Below are 18024 nucleotides of genomic sequence, written 5' to 3'. Positions count from 1 at the left end.
TTTTTCGTTCTTTATCAATCTATTTGCAATACGTGACTACCATCAAAAAAGTATAAATATGTTGCTTTTACGGATTGATGTAAACTTTTCTCTAGCGCCCTGCGATAAAGTGTAAGCTGTATTTTGTATCGTTCTTCTAATATTGGTCGCGCTTGTTCAAAACCACCTGGGAAACGGCCCTCAATTGTATCTGTTTTAAAATCAATTAAAACGATGCCATCCTCTTCTTCGATTATACAATCAATAACTCCTTGAACAAGGATGGATTCGTCTTGTTCATCTGTCCAATCCTGATATGCTTCGTCTGCTGATAACATCATCGTAAACGGCACTTCGCGCTCTACATGCTTTGCAGCTAACATTCGTTTTCCGAGTTCGGTTTCAAAAAATGCAACAATCTTTTCCGGTGCTATTTCTTCTGCTTGTTCAAATGTTAAGAGCTCTTTATTTACCATTTCAGCAATTTGTTCTCGAATCACTTCAACTGTTATTGCTCTCGCTACGTTTACATGCTGCATAACAGTATGAACAGCCGTTCCGCGTTCTGCATACGTAAGTCCTTTTTTCTCCATAAAACGCGGACGCGTTTCAATTGGTGTACGAACTCGTTTTATAAACGCCGTATCACTACCTTCTTGCGCTTGGTAGTTTCGTTTAATTTCCGTAACAGATTGCTTTGCGCGGTGCATTGCCGCATCGCCGAATCCATACTGCCATGTTAACCTTTTATACACTTCATCTTTTTGCTCACTGCATAGAGAAATTGATTTTTGCTCCCTGAGCGCCTCTAGCAACTCTTGCTTTTCTTCTTTCATTGGCTCTGGTGCTTGCAACTCTGCTCCGTCAACTGCTTCTACTTTCCAGTTTGCATCATATTCATATATGTCTGCTGGAATATTTCCTTGTCCCATCTCAAAAAGCATGTCACTATCTTTATGTCTGCATAATGATGGTACAATCCAATCTAAATAACAAGTTGCCCCGGCACGTACATAGTCCGGCAATAACCAATCGGAATGCTCACTTGCACCTTGCCATTTCTGTATTTCTTTTTCTTTATCTTTTACGGTTCCAATTAAAATGAGCTTTTCCTTCGCACGTGTTAAAGCTACATATAAGACGCGCATTTCTTCGGCAATCAGCTCCATTTTCATTTTGCGCTTAATCGCGAGCTGCGATAATGTCGTATATTTAATGCGTTTTTTCGGATCAATAAACTGTGAGCCAAATCCGAAATCTTTATGCAACAAGAAACGCTTCATTAAATCTTGTGTGTTAAAACGTCTGCCAAGCCCTGCTACAAATACAACCGGAAACTCCAGTCCCTTACTTTTATGAATTGTCATAATACGCACAACATCTTCTTGTTCGCCAAGCGCACGTGCTGTTCCCATATCTTCACCGCGTTCTAATATCCGCTCAATAAAACGCAAGAAGCGGAATAAACCACGAAATGAAGTCGATTCATATTGACGAGCACGATCATATAATACACGAAGGTTTGCCTGACGCTGCTTACCAGTAGGAAGACCACCTACAAAATCATAATAACCCGTTTCACGATACACTTTCCAAATTAAATCCGAAAGCGACTGCTGACGCGCAAATTCACGCCACTCTTGTAAATGCTCGTAAAACCATGATATTTTCTCATGCAATTCTTTCTCTCCCTGAAGCGGTGCGCCTTGCAAGAAAGAGCGCATTACTTCATAAAAGGATCCCTTTTTTCCGTGAGCACGCAGCGTCGCAAGCTCTTCGTCTATTAATCCAACAATTGGCGAACGGAGCACAGCTGCTAACGGAATATCTTGCGCTGGATTATCAATTACGCGAAATAGGTTCATCATTACATTTACTTCTGTCGCTTCAAAGTAACCAGTCGCAAGCTCTGCATAAACAGGAATACCTTGTTGTTTTAACTCTTCCATAATTTGCGGCGCCCATGGCATAGAACGCAATAAAATAACAAAATCACGATACGTAACGGGGCGCATGCCGTTTGTTTTTCTGTCATATACTTCATAACCAGAATCGACCATTGATTTTATTCTTTGCGCAATGAGGCGTGCTTCTAATTGCGCCTTTTCTAATTCCATACCTTCCTCTTCGTCCAATGCTGTGCTATCAGATTGATGAATAAATAACAATTCTGCTGATGGGTCCGCTCCTTCTGGATAACTCGCTCCAAGCTTCAATTCAGCGTCTTCATCATAATCAATTTCTCCGACAGCTTCACCCATAATTTGTTTAAAAATAAAGTTTGTCCCTGCTAGCACTTCATGACGACTGCGGAAATTTTTTGCTAAATCAATTTTCATACCGCCATCTATACCTTCAGATGTAAAACGTTTATATTTCCCTAAAAATAGCCCTGGTTCTGCTAAACGGAAGCGATATATTGATTGTTTTACATCGCCCACCATAAATAGATTACCGTCTTGCTCCGAATCTTTCGTTACAAGCTTAATAATTGATTCTTGTACAAAGTTCGTGTCCTGATATTCATCAACAAGCACTTCTGTAAATTTATTGCGATATTGCCACGCAACTGGTGATGGGCGCATTTCTCCCTCATCCGTACGCCCGCTTAAAATTTGCAAGCAAAAATGCTCTAAATCTGTAAAATCAACCATTCCTTTATCGCGCTTAATCGCTTGGAACTGTTCTGTAAATACTTTTACAAGATTAACAAGCTTTTGCAATACAGGGTGCATATCTTGAAAATCGCGTAAAAAACTTTCTGGACTGCGGCTAAATAATTCTTCGTGCAGTTTCTTTACTCCATCCTTCGCTTTATTCCGCAGGGAATCGACTTGTTTCACAATCTCTTCATTATAATCACTCTTTTTAACGCGCTTTAACGTTTGCCAAGAAGCAGTTTGCATCGCTTCATATGTGCTTGTCCAAGATTGACAAGCTGCTTCGGACAAATTCTGAAGTAACAAAAGATCCGCTTGCAGCGTTTCAACGCGCGGTGCTGGACCATCTGGTAACATCGCAAGTTCGCTTGCTTTTTCTACATATTGCTTCGCTGTTTGCAGCTGCACCTTTACATCCTCTAATAAATACGAAGCATACATTAAATCTTCAATTGTTTTTCCTTCTACGTTATATGCTTCAACTAATTGATCAAGCCAACCGTTTGGGTCCGGATGCGCTCTTGACTCAGTATGGAGCGCCAAAATCATCCGCTGCAAATCATCATCACTACGGTCGCTCGTATAACGATCAACAAGTTCAAAAAACAATTCATTATTCTCCATGCCATACTCTGCTTCTAATATATCGTCGAGTACTTCTTCTTTTAATAATTCATTCTCCGTCTCATTCGCAATGCGAAAACGCGGATCCACATCGAGCATATAATAATACGTTCGAATCACTTGTAAACAGAAAGAATGGATTGTCGAAATCGATGCGCGGTTCAGAAGACTGAGCTGTTTTCGAATGTGCGGCGAAGCCGGATCATCGATTAATACTTTTTCTAACGCTTCTCCGATTCGATTTTTCATCTCTTGCGCCGCTGCATTTGTAAACGTCACAACAAGCAATTGATCGACATCAACTGGATTATCCTCTCGAATCATTTTACGAATAATGCGTTCAACAAGTACCGCTGTTTTTCCTGACCCAGCTGCAGCTGCTACTAAAATATCACGGCCATCCGCAACGATTGCTTTCCACTGATCATCGGTCCACTGACTTCCTTCTGGTTTCGCTGGCCAAGTTTGTATCGTCATGACTGGGTCTCCTCTCTCATTTTCTCTAACGCTTCACTATCTTTCATATCTTGCAGTGCCCTGTATTTGTTATCTTCTAACGACTCATCAAATTGACAAACAGAGCGGAAATTACAAAACGTACATGCCGTTTTATTTCCCATTTTATACGGTGCAATATCGATTACACCTTCTGTAATATCCGTCCCGATGTTTTCAAATGTACGATGTACGTATTGCTGCAATACATGAAACTCTTGCTCACTCGCAATATCAGAACGTGCGCTAAAACTGCCATCTTTTTTCAGCCCAGCCGAAATAATATTCGAGCTTCCTGTCGTTAATGTGTTATCCATTAAGCGAACGACATCAGCGTCTCCAAGAACAAGCCCCTTCATTTTAAATTTCTTTAAAATTTCTTGTTCAATTTCAGCCTCTGACACGTCACCTTTCATTTCAACGATTGGGTTATGAATATGGAAATAAAGTACTCCCGCAGGATTTGCAGTTCCACCTTGCTTCATCCATTTGCTTGCGTTTGTCGTCACAACATCTAAATACGTCAGCATCTGCAGTGCTAAACCGTAATATACTTCCGTTAAATCTAGTTTTTTCGCGCTTGATTTATAATCAATAATACGTAAAAACGTTCCCGTTTCATCTTCTGCTTTATCAACGCGGTCAATCCGCCCAACTACTTCCATTTTCACACCATTTGGTAGTTCAAAATTCATAGGTGGCAATGAATTTGTTCCACTCATACCAAATCCGACTTCTAAATCAACAGGTACAAATCCGCTCGACTTTGCATGATCTCTTAACACAAGTGAAGTGCGGAAAATAATTTGCTGCAATTTATGTTTTAAATAATGATGACGATTCGAACTTAATAAAATTTGACGCTGCAGAAGCGGTGCTAACTCTTCAATCACTGTAACAGAAAGATATTCACACTCTTTCACTGTTAAATCAGCCCAAGTCCGCTTTTCTTTCAATAATTTATCAGCAATCTTTTTCAAAGCTGCATGGAACAATTCCCCGATATCTGGCGCATCTAATTTGAAAATATCACGTTCTTTCAAAGATAATCCATGCTGCGCAAAATGAGCATACGAGCAGCGATTAAAGAGTTCCATACGTGATACGCTGCCTCTAATTTTGTCACCATATAACTCTTTGCTTACAGCATTACTTAATTTACGCGCCCTGTTTCGATAAAACAAACTGGATAACACACGGCTACTCTTCTGTTTCCACTCTGGCGTTGTAACATAAAAGTTGTATACATCCCACCAAAAAGAAAGATTCCCTTCAAAACCGTAGCGTTTCCAGTTTTGCAATTGCTGCGTTAAATACGAAAGTGTCACTTCTGGCGTTGCCACATATGAAATTTGCTCACTATATGACAGATCGTTTACATCATTCGTTAAAAATATTTCGCCGGCAGAAGGAAACATTCTTTTAATCCTCTTTATGAAGCTAGATGCTAACAACGTTTTCCCTTCTTCATCTGCTAGCGGACAAGAAATATATAACTTCTCCGATGCTCTAGTAACCGCTTGATAAATGACAAATTGTTCATCTAATAACTTTTGCCGCGCTGTTGGTGCAAGTTCGATTCCTGCTGACACAAGTACTTCTCGTTCTTCATCAGATAATACACCATCATCTGACGGTGCCGTTGGAATAATCCCTTCATTTGCTCCAATTACAAATGCCGCCCGAATATTAGAAAGACGAGAACGGTCAATATTTGCAATTAACACTTGATCTAAAGACGGCGGAATATTCGCGAACTGGAGTGACTCTAATCCTGTCGTCATCACATTTACAAACATAGACAGAGACATTTTTTCTTCTCCAAGCATTTCCACGCACGTATCTAGTAGCGTGATGACTTGTTCCCATACTTGATCATGATCATTTGCAAATAAGAAATTTCCTTCTTCCTCTGCTTGCAGGCGTAACTCTTCTAATTTTTTCGGAACGTCTAGCTCTTCTAAAAACAAGTAAACTGCTTCACACATACTCACGGTCGCCCTTGCTCGTTTTAATCGCTTTTGCAAACGAATAATAGGTGTACGAACAATCTCGCGAAGACGATTAATCTTTTCTTCCATTTCTCGTTCGCTATCTGTTTGACCGCCATGTACACCATCTAATGAACGGTAGCGACGATATGTCCACGGCTCTTCCGAAGTCCATCGTTTCCCTTGGACGCCATACGCTAAACAGTAATTTTCAAATTCGTCCATTTCATCACGTATTCTCGCTTTATTTCCATCAAGCGGGTACAACAGTTCGGTTTTTATGCAGCGAAATACCGCATCATAACGCCAATTCCCACTAATGACTTCTAACGCAGAGCGAATGAACTCAATTAATGGATGATGAAGCATTGGGCGTTTTTCATCAATGAAGAATGGGATATTATAATCAACAAACAACGTCCTCATCATATCGTAATAGCTTTCACCATTGCGAAGAAGCACCGCAATATCACGATAACGATACCCTTCTTCCGCTACTAATCTGCGAATTTCACGCGCAACACCTTCTACTTCTGCCCGTAAATTAGCCGCAGCATATAGTGCAATGTGTGACTCACCTTGAAACTCTGCATATGGACGAGAATCATAATGTGCCTCTAAATGCGCAAGTGTTGGTGACGTAAAACGTGGCCCTTCTCGCATGACAATCGTATTCTCAATAACAATCTTCTCTTCACTTGCTACCTGTTTGACTTTTTCATACGTGATCAGCGTTTGATAAAATAAATCCAGTTCACTCACTGGCTGTGATAACGTCTGTTCATCAAGCGTTAATGCAATTGTCATTTTTGCTCCGCATCGTAATAGTTGCCTTACAATCTCTAACTCTTGCGGTGAAAATGTATGAAATCCATCAATATAAATAATGCTATCCTTCACATACTCTGAATAGGGAAGCTTTTCAAATAAAAGCTTCATATAATCTTCAGAATCTAAATATTTTCCAATTAACGCTCGTTCAAAATCATCATATAGAAGCTGTAAATCATACATTTTATTCGCTAACAGTTTCTGTTCATTTCCATTGCTATGAGCCTCTAATTCTTGCCACATCGCATACACATTTGACGGCGTTAAATTGTAGCGTTTAAATTCCGTAATCATACTGCCAAGTTGTTCAAAAAATCCGTTTTGCTCTGCTGCTTTCTGAAAAACGTATAATTCTTCTTTACGCGCCTCTACAATTTTACGGAGCAACATATGCACACCGGATTCATCAATATGAAGGCGGCTTGCTCCGCCTACTTCTTGAAGCACTTTCCACGCTAAACGCGAAAAACTAAACACTTGTGCACGAATAGAGCCGCTTACATCCCCATTAATTAATGCTTGCTGCGTTTGAAATGTCATTTGTTCTGGCACAAGATATAAAATCGTTTCACCTCTTGGACGATGCTGCAGTTCTTGCTGTACTTCTTGCAAACACATCGTACTTTTCCCACTTCCAGCTCGTCCTATTATAAATCGAAGTGACATGTAAACCCGCCTTTCTATAAGTGAACTTCGATCAATTAAGATCTATCCGAAAAAGAAGGTAATTCGAAATTTCGAATTACCCTTTAGAGAAATTTGTTTGTACTTCATTGATTGGCCAATAGCGCAAATCAACTTTTCCAACAACTTGTTCTATTTTTACAAATCCGAAGTGACGACTATCCCAGCTTCCTAAACGATTATCTCCAATTACAAAGATAAACCCTTGCGGAACAACCTTTTCATCTGTTAACTCTTCTAGGGTAAAATCTCCTGTTAACTGTCTTCCATGAATTTGCTTTTTGTATACATCTAAATACGGCTCTTCAATAAATTGTCCGTTAATATATAGTTTATCATGTTTGTACGCAATTTTGTCGCCTGGAAGTCCGATAATTCTTTTCACATAATCTTCCTGTTTATTTGCATGAAAGACAACAACATCAAAGCGGTTCAATTCACCTAATTGATAGCCAATTTTGTTCACAATCAGCATGTTACCATCTTGAAGTGTAGGCATCATCGATTTTCCTTCCACAACATACGTTGCAAAGAAAAAAGCGCGGAAAAATACAGCTAATAAAACACCTATAAAAACCGTTCTCATCCACTCTACGCTTTCTTTTCTCCACTTTCGCTTCATTATGCCACATCCCTTTCTCATTTCTATAACAGGGGTGCGCTCACTTACGAAGTTTAGTCTTTGCTTAGTTCAAGCTTTACTTCAATTTTCTTTCCAACATACCATAAAATAAAAATGACACCTACTACAATGGCTGTTTTTACTGGCTTATGCATAAAAGATGCGAGATCATAACCAACGTAACTTAACACGAAAATCATCACAAGCTTACCAAGTGAAAGTGCTAAAGCAAACTGCCGCTTACTAATACGCGACAAACCTGCTACCACATTAATAAGCGCTGACGGTGTAAACGGAAAACAAAATAACAGGAAAATCGGTGCAAATCCTTTTCGTTCAATCCATGTCATCGCACTGCGAACTCGCGGATGTCTATTTACAAAAGCAAAAAAACGGCTTCTTCCAAAACGACGAATGATAAAAAACACAAGCAATGCCCCTATACATGAACCGAGCCATGAATAGAAAAAGCCAAGCCATAGTCCAAAGGCAACTGCATTTGCCATCACAAATAAAAAGAGTGGCAAAGCTGGAATAAACGCTTCAATCATCGGAAGTCCAATACCAATTAACGGACCAAATGCCTGATAGCTCTTTAACAAATGTTCCATATTTTCTATTGTGAAATATTCTTTAATTGTTTGAAAATCCATTCTACTATGTACCCCTTTACCTTGCTCTAACGAATTGTAACTTTTTTCTGAATGAAGAGGATATTCCCCTTACTTTAAGAGCCTGATTCGTACAACCCCATGAGAAGAACATTTCTTAACTGAAGTTTTCATTTTCCTGTTATTACTTTACCATTACTCCGCAATAAGGGGAAATGATACATCTGACAACTAAATATATATTTATTTTCCATATTCCAAAGAAAAATCCTTTTAAAATAACAAAAAAGGATGGCAAATGCCATCCTTTTTCACACTATGATCTATCAGATTATAGTTTTACAACGTTTTTAGCTTGAGGTCCACGGTTACCTTCTTCTACTTCAAAGCTAACTTTTTCGCCTTCTTCTAAAGATTTGAAACCTTCAGTTGTAATAGCAGAGAAATGTACGAATACATCGTTTTCGCCTGGAACTTCGATGAAACCGAAACCTTTTTCGTTGTTAAACCATTTTACTTGACCTGTTTTCATAATAACTTCCTCCTGAAAAATAAACATATTTTTTAGTTTTCACAGCATAAAAAAAGAATCCACACATTATCAAATGCGAAACAGAACACATACATAATTTTTCTCGCTAGCTTCACGGCACTTGATAATATATGGATTGCTTGATTTAAGAGTATTCAACTATACATTAACTATACCATATTGAAAAAAGAATGTACAACATAATTTATGAAAACAAAAAATAAAAAAATGGATAGAACCTATGTAAATTCATTTTCATGTTAAACATATAAAGTGAAACTTCCATCAGTGGGGGTTTTTCCATCCCCCACTGATGGTTAGTTGAACCAATCGGGCTTTTACGGGCAGTTATCCCCCACCTATCTTCTTCGATTCTCTCTCAACCTTGAGGTGGGGGTCTTACTGCCCACGAATAGCGGGATAAATCACTGCTTATCTGTTTAAAACAAAAGAACCGATGCGTATTGAGCGTCGGTTCTTTTGTTTTTGAAACGTATATAATGAAAAAAGAGTACAAATAGGTTTACTGGTTACGAACTAAATAATCATTATTTTTTAGTGTAACGAATGTACGATGCATCATTGTAAATCCACTGATTCTTACCTATATTTAACCAGTTTCCTGATTCACCCCACACTTTGTACACTTCTCCTTTTTGCACTTTACGAATAATACGATTACTCGTTGCCGGGCCGGAACGTAGATTAACATTATTTTTATTAATATGGATCACGCCGTGTTCCTTATTAGATTGCTGCACTTTTGCCCCGTTTGAAATCGCATTTCCATTATATGCTTTTAGTACATCCGCACGAAATTTCGCTTCCGATACGCCATGGCTGGCTAAATAAGCTAATGGATCTTCGTGATCAGTACCACCAAACTTATACGTAACGTCTTTGTGAGTCCACAACCCTTTAGATGGATGAATATTGCGGCTACGTAAAATCTCCGCTAGCAACTTTACATAACGTTCGTAAGACCGTTTAAACTTTACTGGATTTTTCGTCTCACTTAATTCAACTTGAACAAATCTCTCATTCGCAGTTGGGCCTGCCCCCCACGAACGATATTTTGTACTCGCAGTCTGAATCGTTTCATCCCAATCAACAACATAATGAACAAAAGCTGTTGACCATGTACGAGACTGATAACGTTGAATGTTAGCTGCCGAAACCTCAGGAGTAGCAGTTGAATGCGCCACAACCCCTTCGTACTTACCTACACCATTGCGATATGGTTCCTTAGGTAAATCCGGAATAACAAGTGTACTATCAGCAAACGCACTATTAACCGAGGTTAATAACGCAATAGATGCTACAGTTACAGAGCATAGTAGTTTAATAGTTTTCATTTTTCATCACCTTCAAAAAACCTTATTTGATTTATGTAGAAAAAATAACTAAAAAAGCCCCAGTCAACCTTTATTGGGAGGATTGAGAAATAGTAGAAACGTGCACTATTTGATAATAGATATACTCGGGGGACTTACCTATATAAATACAAATTAAAAAATGACATAAAAACATTCTTTCTTTTTAGATGGGCGGGACACTTAGCCACGCATAAAATTTCCTACCCAAAGGAGAAAAGTGCGTACAGGTCTGGCAGCGATTTATATGTCGAAAAATTAAAATGGATTTATATGTATTTAAATTATCTCACATAATTGCTGTTTAAAACAGATAAAAAGTTCTGCTAATAAAGGAAAACGACCTAAAAATCCCTTTCTTTTTAGGTTGGCGAGAGCATCTAGCCGCGCATAGAAACGGTCAGCCACATGCAAAGTTTAAAACAAAAGGAGAAAGCAAGTAGCGGTTATGTTGTATTCTGCATAGCAGCCAACGACTTGTATGTTGAAAAATTAAAACGGATTTATACAATAGTTACGCTTCCTATATAGGAATAAGAAGAAGGATATGTCCCTCTTCTTATTCCATATCATCAATCTTCTTTTTTAAAAAGATACATTTTCTCATATGCTGGTTTTAGTTCTAAAACCTCATTTTGATTCACTAGTAAAAATTTTGTCGCCGCTTGTTTTCTTTTCCTATCTTCAAATTCTGCCCGAAGCTGCGCAGTTCGGTTTCTCTGATTTTCAAAGCTGTTTTTAGATACTTCCAACTTAATTGTCTGACTATTTATGAATTCAATTAGAATATTTCCATGCGGAAGTTTTGTTACATTTTCAATATGAAAATGCGACAACCAGGCACATTCTTTGCGAGAATAAGAAAATGTAGGAAAAAAATAAATATAATCTGTAGGACTAATTGCAATCGGTGCTTTATGCGTAAAGCCTGTGTATTCTTTCGTACCATCTTTTCGCCCGCCAAAGCTAGCGCCATATTGACGACAACTTTGTTCCACAATCTCAAGTGGCTTTTGGTACACAAAAAATTCATCATTTTCTTCGATCACACGTGTTACAATTCGCTTGTCATTTAAAACAATTGGAAGCAATGCGACCGTCTTTGAATTCACAATGTACTGCGGCGTGTACTTTTCGACTTTACTAGTCATTTTTTTCTCTCCTTTGTCATTTTTGGATAATTTTATGAAATTATCTACATGGATAATTGTAGCATTTTATACAAAAAATAACTTATATTTTCAATTTTTTTACAATTTCTTAGTAATAAATTAAAATTTTCTTTTATACGTCTGTATGAATAACAGAATTAAACTACCTACTCTTCCTATAAAAAATAAAATTATTTTATATATAATTTTAAATTTTTCATTTTGAAATATTTGTAATAAAAGAGAGAGCCAGCTCGAAAGCTGACTTAATTACTACATTAAAAAACATCTAGCCTAAAGACTTAACTCATAAAGATAGTATTGAGATAGATTGGTAGATAAAGTGAAACTTTAATCAGTGGGGGTTTTCTTCATCCCCCACTGATTATCAGCCCTCACCAATCGGGCTTTTACGGACAGTTTATCTCCCGCCTAACTTCTTAAGAAAAGCGGAAGCGGCTCGCTCAGAATCGCAGGACGTTGGAGCACCCGACAGAGAGGCGCTCTTTGCCTCGTCCGAGGGGGCGAAACGGCCGGAGATTCTAGCCGCTAAAGCTGGACAATGCTTCCGCTGAATTTTGAGGCGGGAGTATTACTGCCCACGAATAGCGGGATAAAGTCTATCCTTTCGCTAGAGACCCGTTGGAAATTTCTTCTGTTTTGATTATTGAAATGACTCTCAATCACCAACTGTTGTATTTTGGGATCAACGAAGTAGAATTGATGAAAGAGGACATTTGTTTGTTCTTCTTTTACAGAATTACTCGATAGCTTATATGAGTTTGAGGACGAGTGATTAATTAAGAGTACACAATATTTTTTAGAAAGGCATGGATATTACTATTCGTGCTTTTTATTCAACTAAATAAAAACTGAATATTCTGTCCTTTGTTGAAAAATAATCAATCTCCCTATTTTATTATCCAAATTATGTTAATATTTAACCGGCAATTATCTGGATAAAGAAGATATTATGAACGTATCAATGAAGGGGAATGAGCAGATTACAAAGTTGTTAAATGATTGGTATCACGCTATGTTACAGCAACAAAATATAAAAGCAACTAATTTAAAACAAGAGATTGAGGAACAAATTAATGCTTTAAAACAAGAAAAAAATCATTAGTAAAAGGAGCGTTAAAATGATGAAAAAGCTTGAAATGACGATTGCAGGATTAGTGTTAACTGGAGGAATTATGGCTTTTAATGTTATGCCACTAAACAAAGGTGATCTACCTTCTCCGCAAAGACCTGCTTTAGCTTACAACATAGGTGACGGTGGCGGTATTATAAGTAATAAATCAGTAGGAGATCACGGTGGTTCTCCTTCTTATGGTCATGCTGATTTTCCTTTACCACAAGCATAACATTTTAATAGAATTAAAGAACAAGCCGCCCAACTAAAAATGAGCGGCTTTCTTCATTTATCTAATCCAATTTACATAAGACTCATCAAAATACATCCAACCGCCAGTTTTCAATCCACCACCATTTACGAAAATCCAATTTTCATAGCGATAGTGTACGTCATATGCTCCAGCATTATGAATCTGTTCAACAACACCATCACCAGTACTTGCACCTTTTCTAAGGTTAATATCAGTACCATTTACCCAAACGACACCTTTATTTTTTCCGTCTTTATTGATTTTACAAACATCAGCACGTAGCCAGTTATGATTCGCGATTTTGTACCAGAAATAAGAGCCATCGTAATGCCAATCAAGGTAAACATGACCGCTTCCCTTTTGTACTTGACGCATAACTTTTGCATCAGCAGATGGATTTTCTCGTACATTCGCAATATCTACTGTTACAGTGATACCGCCCAAGTTGTTTGTTTGCCAATCTGGAGGTAAAACAACATCTTCATTATTTCCGGCACCGTTGTTACTTCCCTTACCAGTAAACCACTCTAGAGGCTTGTCTCCATTTAAACGGTTTACATCACAATTCCCAATTCCTTCAACATAACCACCTGTTGCATTATCAGCATATTGCCATAAATCACATGCATATGCAGGTTTTGCTCCATAACGAGGAATCCAAAGGAAGTCAGCTTTTACATTTTGCAATCCATATGAGTTGTACATATGATGAGATACATAGAAACCTACTTTCCATCCTGCAGCTTTACAAGTATCGATGAATGCTTGTGACGCTTTTGCTAGATTAGTAGGACCGCAACTAGCTAAAGTGTCATCTTCAACATCTAGTACTAGAAATTTAGCGTTCGGACTAACGCGAGCCATAAAGTCTTTTGCTTCTACAATTGCATCTTCCACAGATACATAGCAACCATATGCATAAGCAGCGTGAGGAATGCCACGTGCTTCTAAATTTTCCACATGCTGTTTATATAGAACATCTACTTTATTTGAACCATATTGCACACGACAGATTGCTAAATCAAGATTTGGGGCAGCTACGTCCCAATTAATATTGTCATTGTATTTTGATATGTCTACGATATTTTTATTCATTATTCGTTATCTCCTTATATTTCGATAATAATAAAATTAAAAAAGCAATGCCTTCTGACAGTGCCCTTTGCCTCATACAGCGTTTTTATTCTTCTTTAGCATTCTTCGTTTTCCTGCAGCGACTAAAATTACTAGAATGATATCTACATATTCTTACTATCGTCCAGTATCGAAATGTGGAATGGTATTCATAAGTGCCATTATAATTTAGTGAAAATAAAAAAGCAATGGCTTTTGACAGTGCTCTTTGCCTCATACAGCGTTTTTATTCTTCTTTATGCAAAGTCGCATGTAATTTAAACTCAAATCAATTCCGATACATTCATTTTAGTTTAAATACCTTTCATTTCCCTTTCATAAATGTTACAAAAGTCTTTCATTGGTTTGGTTCTATAGTGAAAGTACACATGTAAAATTACCGATTGGATCTGTAGTATTAGTTGAAAAATCCCCTGCTTTATCAATATACAGAAATCAAAAAGAAGATAATCCCCTATATACAATAGGAGTTATCTTCTTTTCTCTTTTCATGGATTTTTTGAGTGGCCTCCGAAAGCTACCCCTCTCTTTTATCATTTCGTAAACTGTTCTACTTCTGTAGATCCTTTCAACGCTGTCGTTGATGAAGTTCCACCTGTAATAACTTGTGCTACTTCATCAAAATATCCCGTACCAACTTCGCGTTGATGACGCGTTGCTGAGTAACCGTACTGCTCTGCTGCAAATTCCGCTTGCTGCAACTCTGAGTATGCAGCCATACCGTGTTCTTTATATCCGCGTGCTAGCTCAAACATGCCGTAGTTTAAAGCATGGAAGCCAGCTAGTGTTACGAATTGGAATTTATATCCGTAAGATGCGATTTCTTTTTGGAAGTTGGCAATTGTTTGATCGTCTAATTTTTTCTTCCAGTTAAAGGACGGTGAACAGTTGTAAGCTAATAGTTTTCCAGGGAATTTTTCATGAATCGCTTCTGCAAAGCGTTTTGCATCTTCTAAATTCGGTTCAGATGTTTCGCACCATACAAGGTCTGCATACGGTGCATATGCTAAGCCACGCGCAATTGCTTGATCAAGCCCAGCTTTCGTCCGGAAGAATCCTTCTGGTGTTCTTTCTCCTGTAATAAACGGTTGATCAACAGGATCAATATCACTTGTAATTAAATCAGCTGCATCTGCATCTGTTCTGGCAATAATGAGCGTTGGTACTCCCATTACATCTGCCGCAAGACGTGCTGATACTAAATTTCGCACTGCCGTTTGTGTTGGTAATAATACCTTTCCGCCTAAATGGCCGCATTTCTTTTCAGAAGAAAGTTGGTCTTCAAAATGAACACCAGATGCTCCTGCCTCGATCATTCCTTTCATCAGTTCAAATACATTTAGTTGTCCGCCAAACCCTGCCTCTGCATCAGCAACAATTGGCACGAAGTAATCAATATCACCACTTCCTTCCATATGCTGAACTTGATCCGCACGCTGCAGCGTTTGATTAATACGTTTTACAACCGCTGGCACACTATTTGCCGGATACAAACTTTGGTCTGGATACATATGACCTGATAAATTTGCATCGGCCGCTACTTGCCAGCCGCTTAAATAAATTGCCTTTAAACCCGCCTTTACTTGTTGCATTGCTTGATTCCCAGTTAAAGCCCCTAACGCATGAATGTAGTCTTCGCTATGAAGAGAATTCCAAAGCTTTTCTGCACCGCGGCGTGCTAGCGTATAATCAATATCAATCGACCCGCGAAGGCGAATGACATCTTCTGCAGAATATGGACGTGTAACTCCTTTCCAGCGTTTATCAAGCTCCCAGTTCTCTTGTAATTGTTCTACTCTTTCATTTCTCATTTCTTCTATCCCCTTTTCCTCATTTATCCCGCATTAACGGGCAGTAAAACCCCACCTCAAGATTGAGAGAGAAGCAAAGAAGATAGGTGGGGATAACTGCCCATAAAAGCCCGATTGGTTCATCTAACCATTAGTGGGGATAAAGCTCCCCACTGATGGAAGTTTCACTTTATAAAATCTCATACCCCGGTAACGTTAAAAACGATACAAATTCATCATTTCGAACAAGATTTGTAAATAGTTTCGTAGCTTCGACAAATCGGCCTTTTTCAAAGCGATCACTACCAATCTCTTGTTCTATTTTTGCTAACTCTTCTGCTTTAAACTGTTCTACTAATGCAAACGTAATCTTACGTCCATCCTCGAGTTTCCCTTCTTCGTGACGAATCCATTGCCACACTTGTGCACGTGAAATTTCTGCAGTTGCCGCATCTTCCATCAAATTATAAATTGGTGCTGCTCCTTTGCCGCTTAACCAAGATGCAATATATTGAATGCCAACACTAATATTTGTACGAAAACCAGCTTCTGTAATCGTTCCCACTGGAACTTCTAATAAATTTTGTTCAGTGATACAAATTTCTTCTCGTTTTCGATATATTTGGTTTGGCGTTGTCATGATGCGATCAAATACTTCCATCGCTACAGGCACAAGTCCCGGGTGGGCAACCCAAGTCCCATCATGTCCTTCACACGCCTCGCGCTCTTTATCAGCGCGCACTTTCTCAAATGCTGCTTCATTCGCTTTTGGGTCGTTCTTAATTGGAATTTGCGCTGCCATTCCTCCAATTGCTGGTGCACCCCGGCGATGGCACGTTTGAATGACGCGCAAACAATACGCGCGCATAAACGGAACGCTCATTGTCACCTGTGCCCGGTCCGGAAGTAAAAACTGTTCATGATTGCGGAACGTTTTTAAGAAACTAAAAATATAATCCCAACGTCCGCAATTTAACCCTGCTGAATGGTCCCGTAACTCATATAAAATTTCATCCATCTCAAATGAAGCGTGGATTGTCTCCAACAGTGCTGTTGCTTTAATTGTTCCATGTGAAATGCCAATGTATTTTTGTGCAAATACGAACACATCATTCCATAATCTTGCTTCTAAGTAACTTTCCATTTTCGGTAAGTAAAAGTATGGACCGCTCCCCTTTTTCATTAACGCTTTTGCATTATGAAAAAAGAACAATCCAAAATCTAATAAACTGCCCGATATTTCTTCACCATCTACTAACACATGCTTTTCTTGTAAATGCCAGCCACGAGGCCGTACCATTAATACAGCTGTTTTTTCATTGAGATGATATTCCTTACCATTTTCATTGGTATACGAAATCGTTCCCTTAACTGCATCTCGTAAATTTATTTGTCCTTCCATTGCATTTTGCCATGTCGGTGCATTGGAATCTTCAAAGTCTGCCATAAAGACATGCGCTCCTGAATTGAGAGCATTAATAACCATCTTACGATCAACCGGTCCTGTAATTTCTACGCGCCGATCTTGTAAGTCATTCGGAAGCGGTGCAATCGCCCAATCATCAGCCCGAACATTTGCAGTTTCCTCTAAAAAATGTAACAACTCTCCTGCATCAATTCTCTTTTGTTTTTCTACTCGTTTCTGTAGTAATTCTTTTCGGCGTCCGTTAAAATTCTCATGCAACTCTTTTATGAATGTGAGTGCTTCTGGTGTCAAAATCTCCAAATACGCCGGTAATACTTCTCCAACGAGCGTAACCCGCGAAGTTTGCGTCGACATATTAGCCTCTCCCTTTCGCAAACTGTTTTATAACAGTTTTAATTTTTATGTTTATATTATATAACATAAAAATTAAAAAGGAAGGATTTTTTAGAATTTTTTAACAATATCACAAAATTGATTTATATGTACTTTTCACATTTCTTGCGAATAACGTGGTGCCGCCCTATGCAAAATGAAAGGGAAACATTTTTTTCATCAAAAAAAAGGGGCTGTCCCAAAAGCCCCTTTAAATAACTAAAACCCACGGAGAAAATTTATTTTCTCCGTGGGTTTTGTTATTTTTTAGATTTTCTTCCTCAAACGAGCGGTTCTTTTCCACTTGTTTGAGGAAGTTGTGAGCTATGGCGATTAGCCCGAACTCGATCGTTACTTTCGT

Annotated in this window: 10 protein-coding genes and 3 pseudogenes; 3 read left to right on the top strand and 10 right to left on the bottom strand. The window is 38.5% G+C overall.

The annotated features are described in order from the left end of the window. Nucleotides 1–14: 14 nt before the first annotated feature. From addA to MR076_RS12720, 7 genes and pseudogenes are all read right to left on the bottom strand, one after another. Entirely contained in the window at nt 15–3740 is a 3726-nt protein-coding gene (gene addA / locus MR076_RS12750; RefSeq protein ID WP_242221080.1) for a helicase-exonuclease AddAB subunit AddA, read from the bottom strand. Then, nucleotides 3737–7246, bottom strand: coding sequence for a helicase-exonuclease AddAB subunit AddB (addB, locus tag MR076_RS12745; protein WP_242221079.1), 3510 nt, complete (start codon nt 7244–7246; stop codon nt 3737–3739). Before addB ends, addA begins: the two co-directional genes overlap by 4 nt. A gap of 76 nt (nt 7247–7322) precedes the next feature. Further along, the gene (gene lepB, locus MR076_RS12740; protein ID WP_242221078.1) at nt 7323–7886 is read right to left on the bottom strand and encodes a signal peptidase I; all 564 of its coding nucleotides are present in this window, start codon (nt 7884–7886) and stop codon (nt 7323–7325) included. Between the two features lie 53 nt (nt 7887–7939). Then, nucleotides 7940–8539 (bottom strand): TVP38/TMEM64 family protein, encoded by a 600-nt coding sequence (locus MR076_RS12735; protein WP_242221076.1) that lies wholly within the window; start codon nt 8537–8539, stop codon nt 7940–7942. A 289-nt stretch (nt 8540–8828) separates the two neighbouring features. After that, a complete protein-coding gene (locus tag MR076_RS12730) occupies nt 8829–9029 on the bottom strand; it encodes a cold-shock protein (protein ID WP_035437341.1) in 201 nt (66 codons plus the stop codon). Nucleotides 9030–9580: 551 nt separating this feature from the next. Then, nucleotides 9581–10384, bottom strand: a pseudogene (locus tag MR076_RS12725) (N-acetylmuramoyl-L-alanine amidase); the annotation flags it as partial. 590 nt (nt 10385–10974) lie between these two features. Next, the gene (locus MR076_RS12720; RefSeq protein WP_242221073.1) at nt 10975–11553 is read right to left on the bottom strand and encodes a competence protein ComK; all 579 of its coding nucleotides are present in this window, start codon (nt 11551–11553) and stop codon (nt 10975–10977) included. A gap of 612 nt (nt 11554–12165) precedes the next feature. On the opposite strand from MR076_RS12720, the pseudogene MR076_RS12715 reads away from it, so the two are divergent. From MR076_RS12715 to MR076_RS12705, 3 genes and pseudogenes are all read left to right on the top strand, one after another. Beyond that, a pseudogene (locus tag MR076_RS12715) lies at nt 12166–12349 on the top strand (SMI1/KNR4 family protein); the annotation flags it as partial. A 177-nt stretch (nt 12350–12526) separates the two neighbouring features. Then, nucleotides 12527–12673 (top strand): annotated as a pseudogene (locus MR076_RS12710) (response regulator aspartate phosphatase); the annotation flags it as partial. A 25-nt stretch (nt 12674–12698) separates the two neighbouring features. Then, nucleotides 12699–12920: a hypothetical protein gene (locus MR076_RS12705; RefSeq protein ID WP_242221072.1), complete on the top strand. Its 222-nt coding sequence runs from the start codon at nt 12699–12701 to the stop codon at nt 12918–12920. 57 nt (nt 12921–12977) lie between these two features. Here MR076_RS12705 and MR076_RS12700 read toward each other — a convergent pair whose 3' ends face one another. From MR076_RS12700 to aceB, 3 genes are all read right to left on the bottom strand, one after another. After that, nucleotides 12978–14036 carry a GH25 family lysozyme gene (locus MR076_RS12700; protein ID WP_242221070.1) on the bottom strand — a complete coding sequence of 353 codons (1059 nt, stop codon included), beginning with the start codon at nt 14034–14036 and terminating at the stop codon, nt 12978–12980. Nucleotides 14037–14608: 572 nt separating this feature from the next. Then, on the bottom strand, nt 14609–15886 hold the full coding sequence (gene aceA / locus MR076_RS12695; protein ID WP_242221068.1) for an isocitrate lyase: 1278 nt from the start codon (nt 15884–15886) through the stop codon (nt 14609–14611). Between the two features lie 169 nt (nt 15887–16055). Beyond that, nucleotides 16056–17645: a malate synthase A gene (gene aceB / locus MR076_RS12690; protein WP_242221066.1), complete on the bottom strand. Its 1590-nt coding sequence runs from the start codon at nt 17643–17645 to the stop codon at nt 16056–16058. Nucleotides 17646–18024: the final 379 nt, after the last annotated feature.

This window comes from Bacillus cereus group sp. BfR-BA-01380, from assembly GCF_022663535.1.
Taxonomy (GTDB): Bacteria; Bacillota; Bacilli; order Bacillales; family Bacillaceae_G; genus Bacillus_A; species Bacillus_A cereus_BB.
The sequence above is the reverse complement of the archived record's forward strand: the minus strand, read 5'-3'. Positions and strand labels throughout refer to the sequence as shown.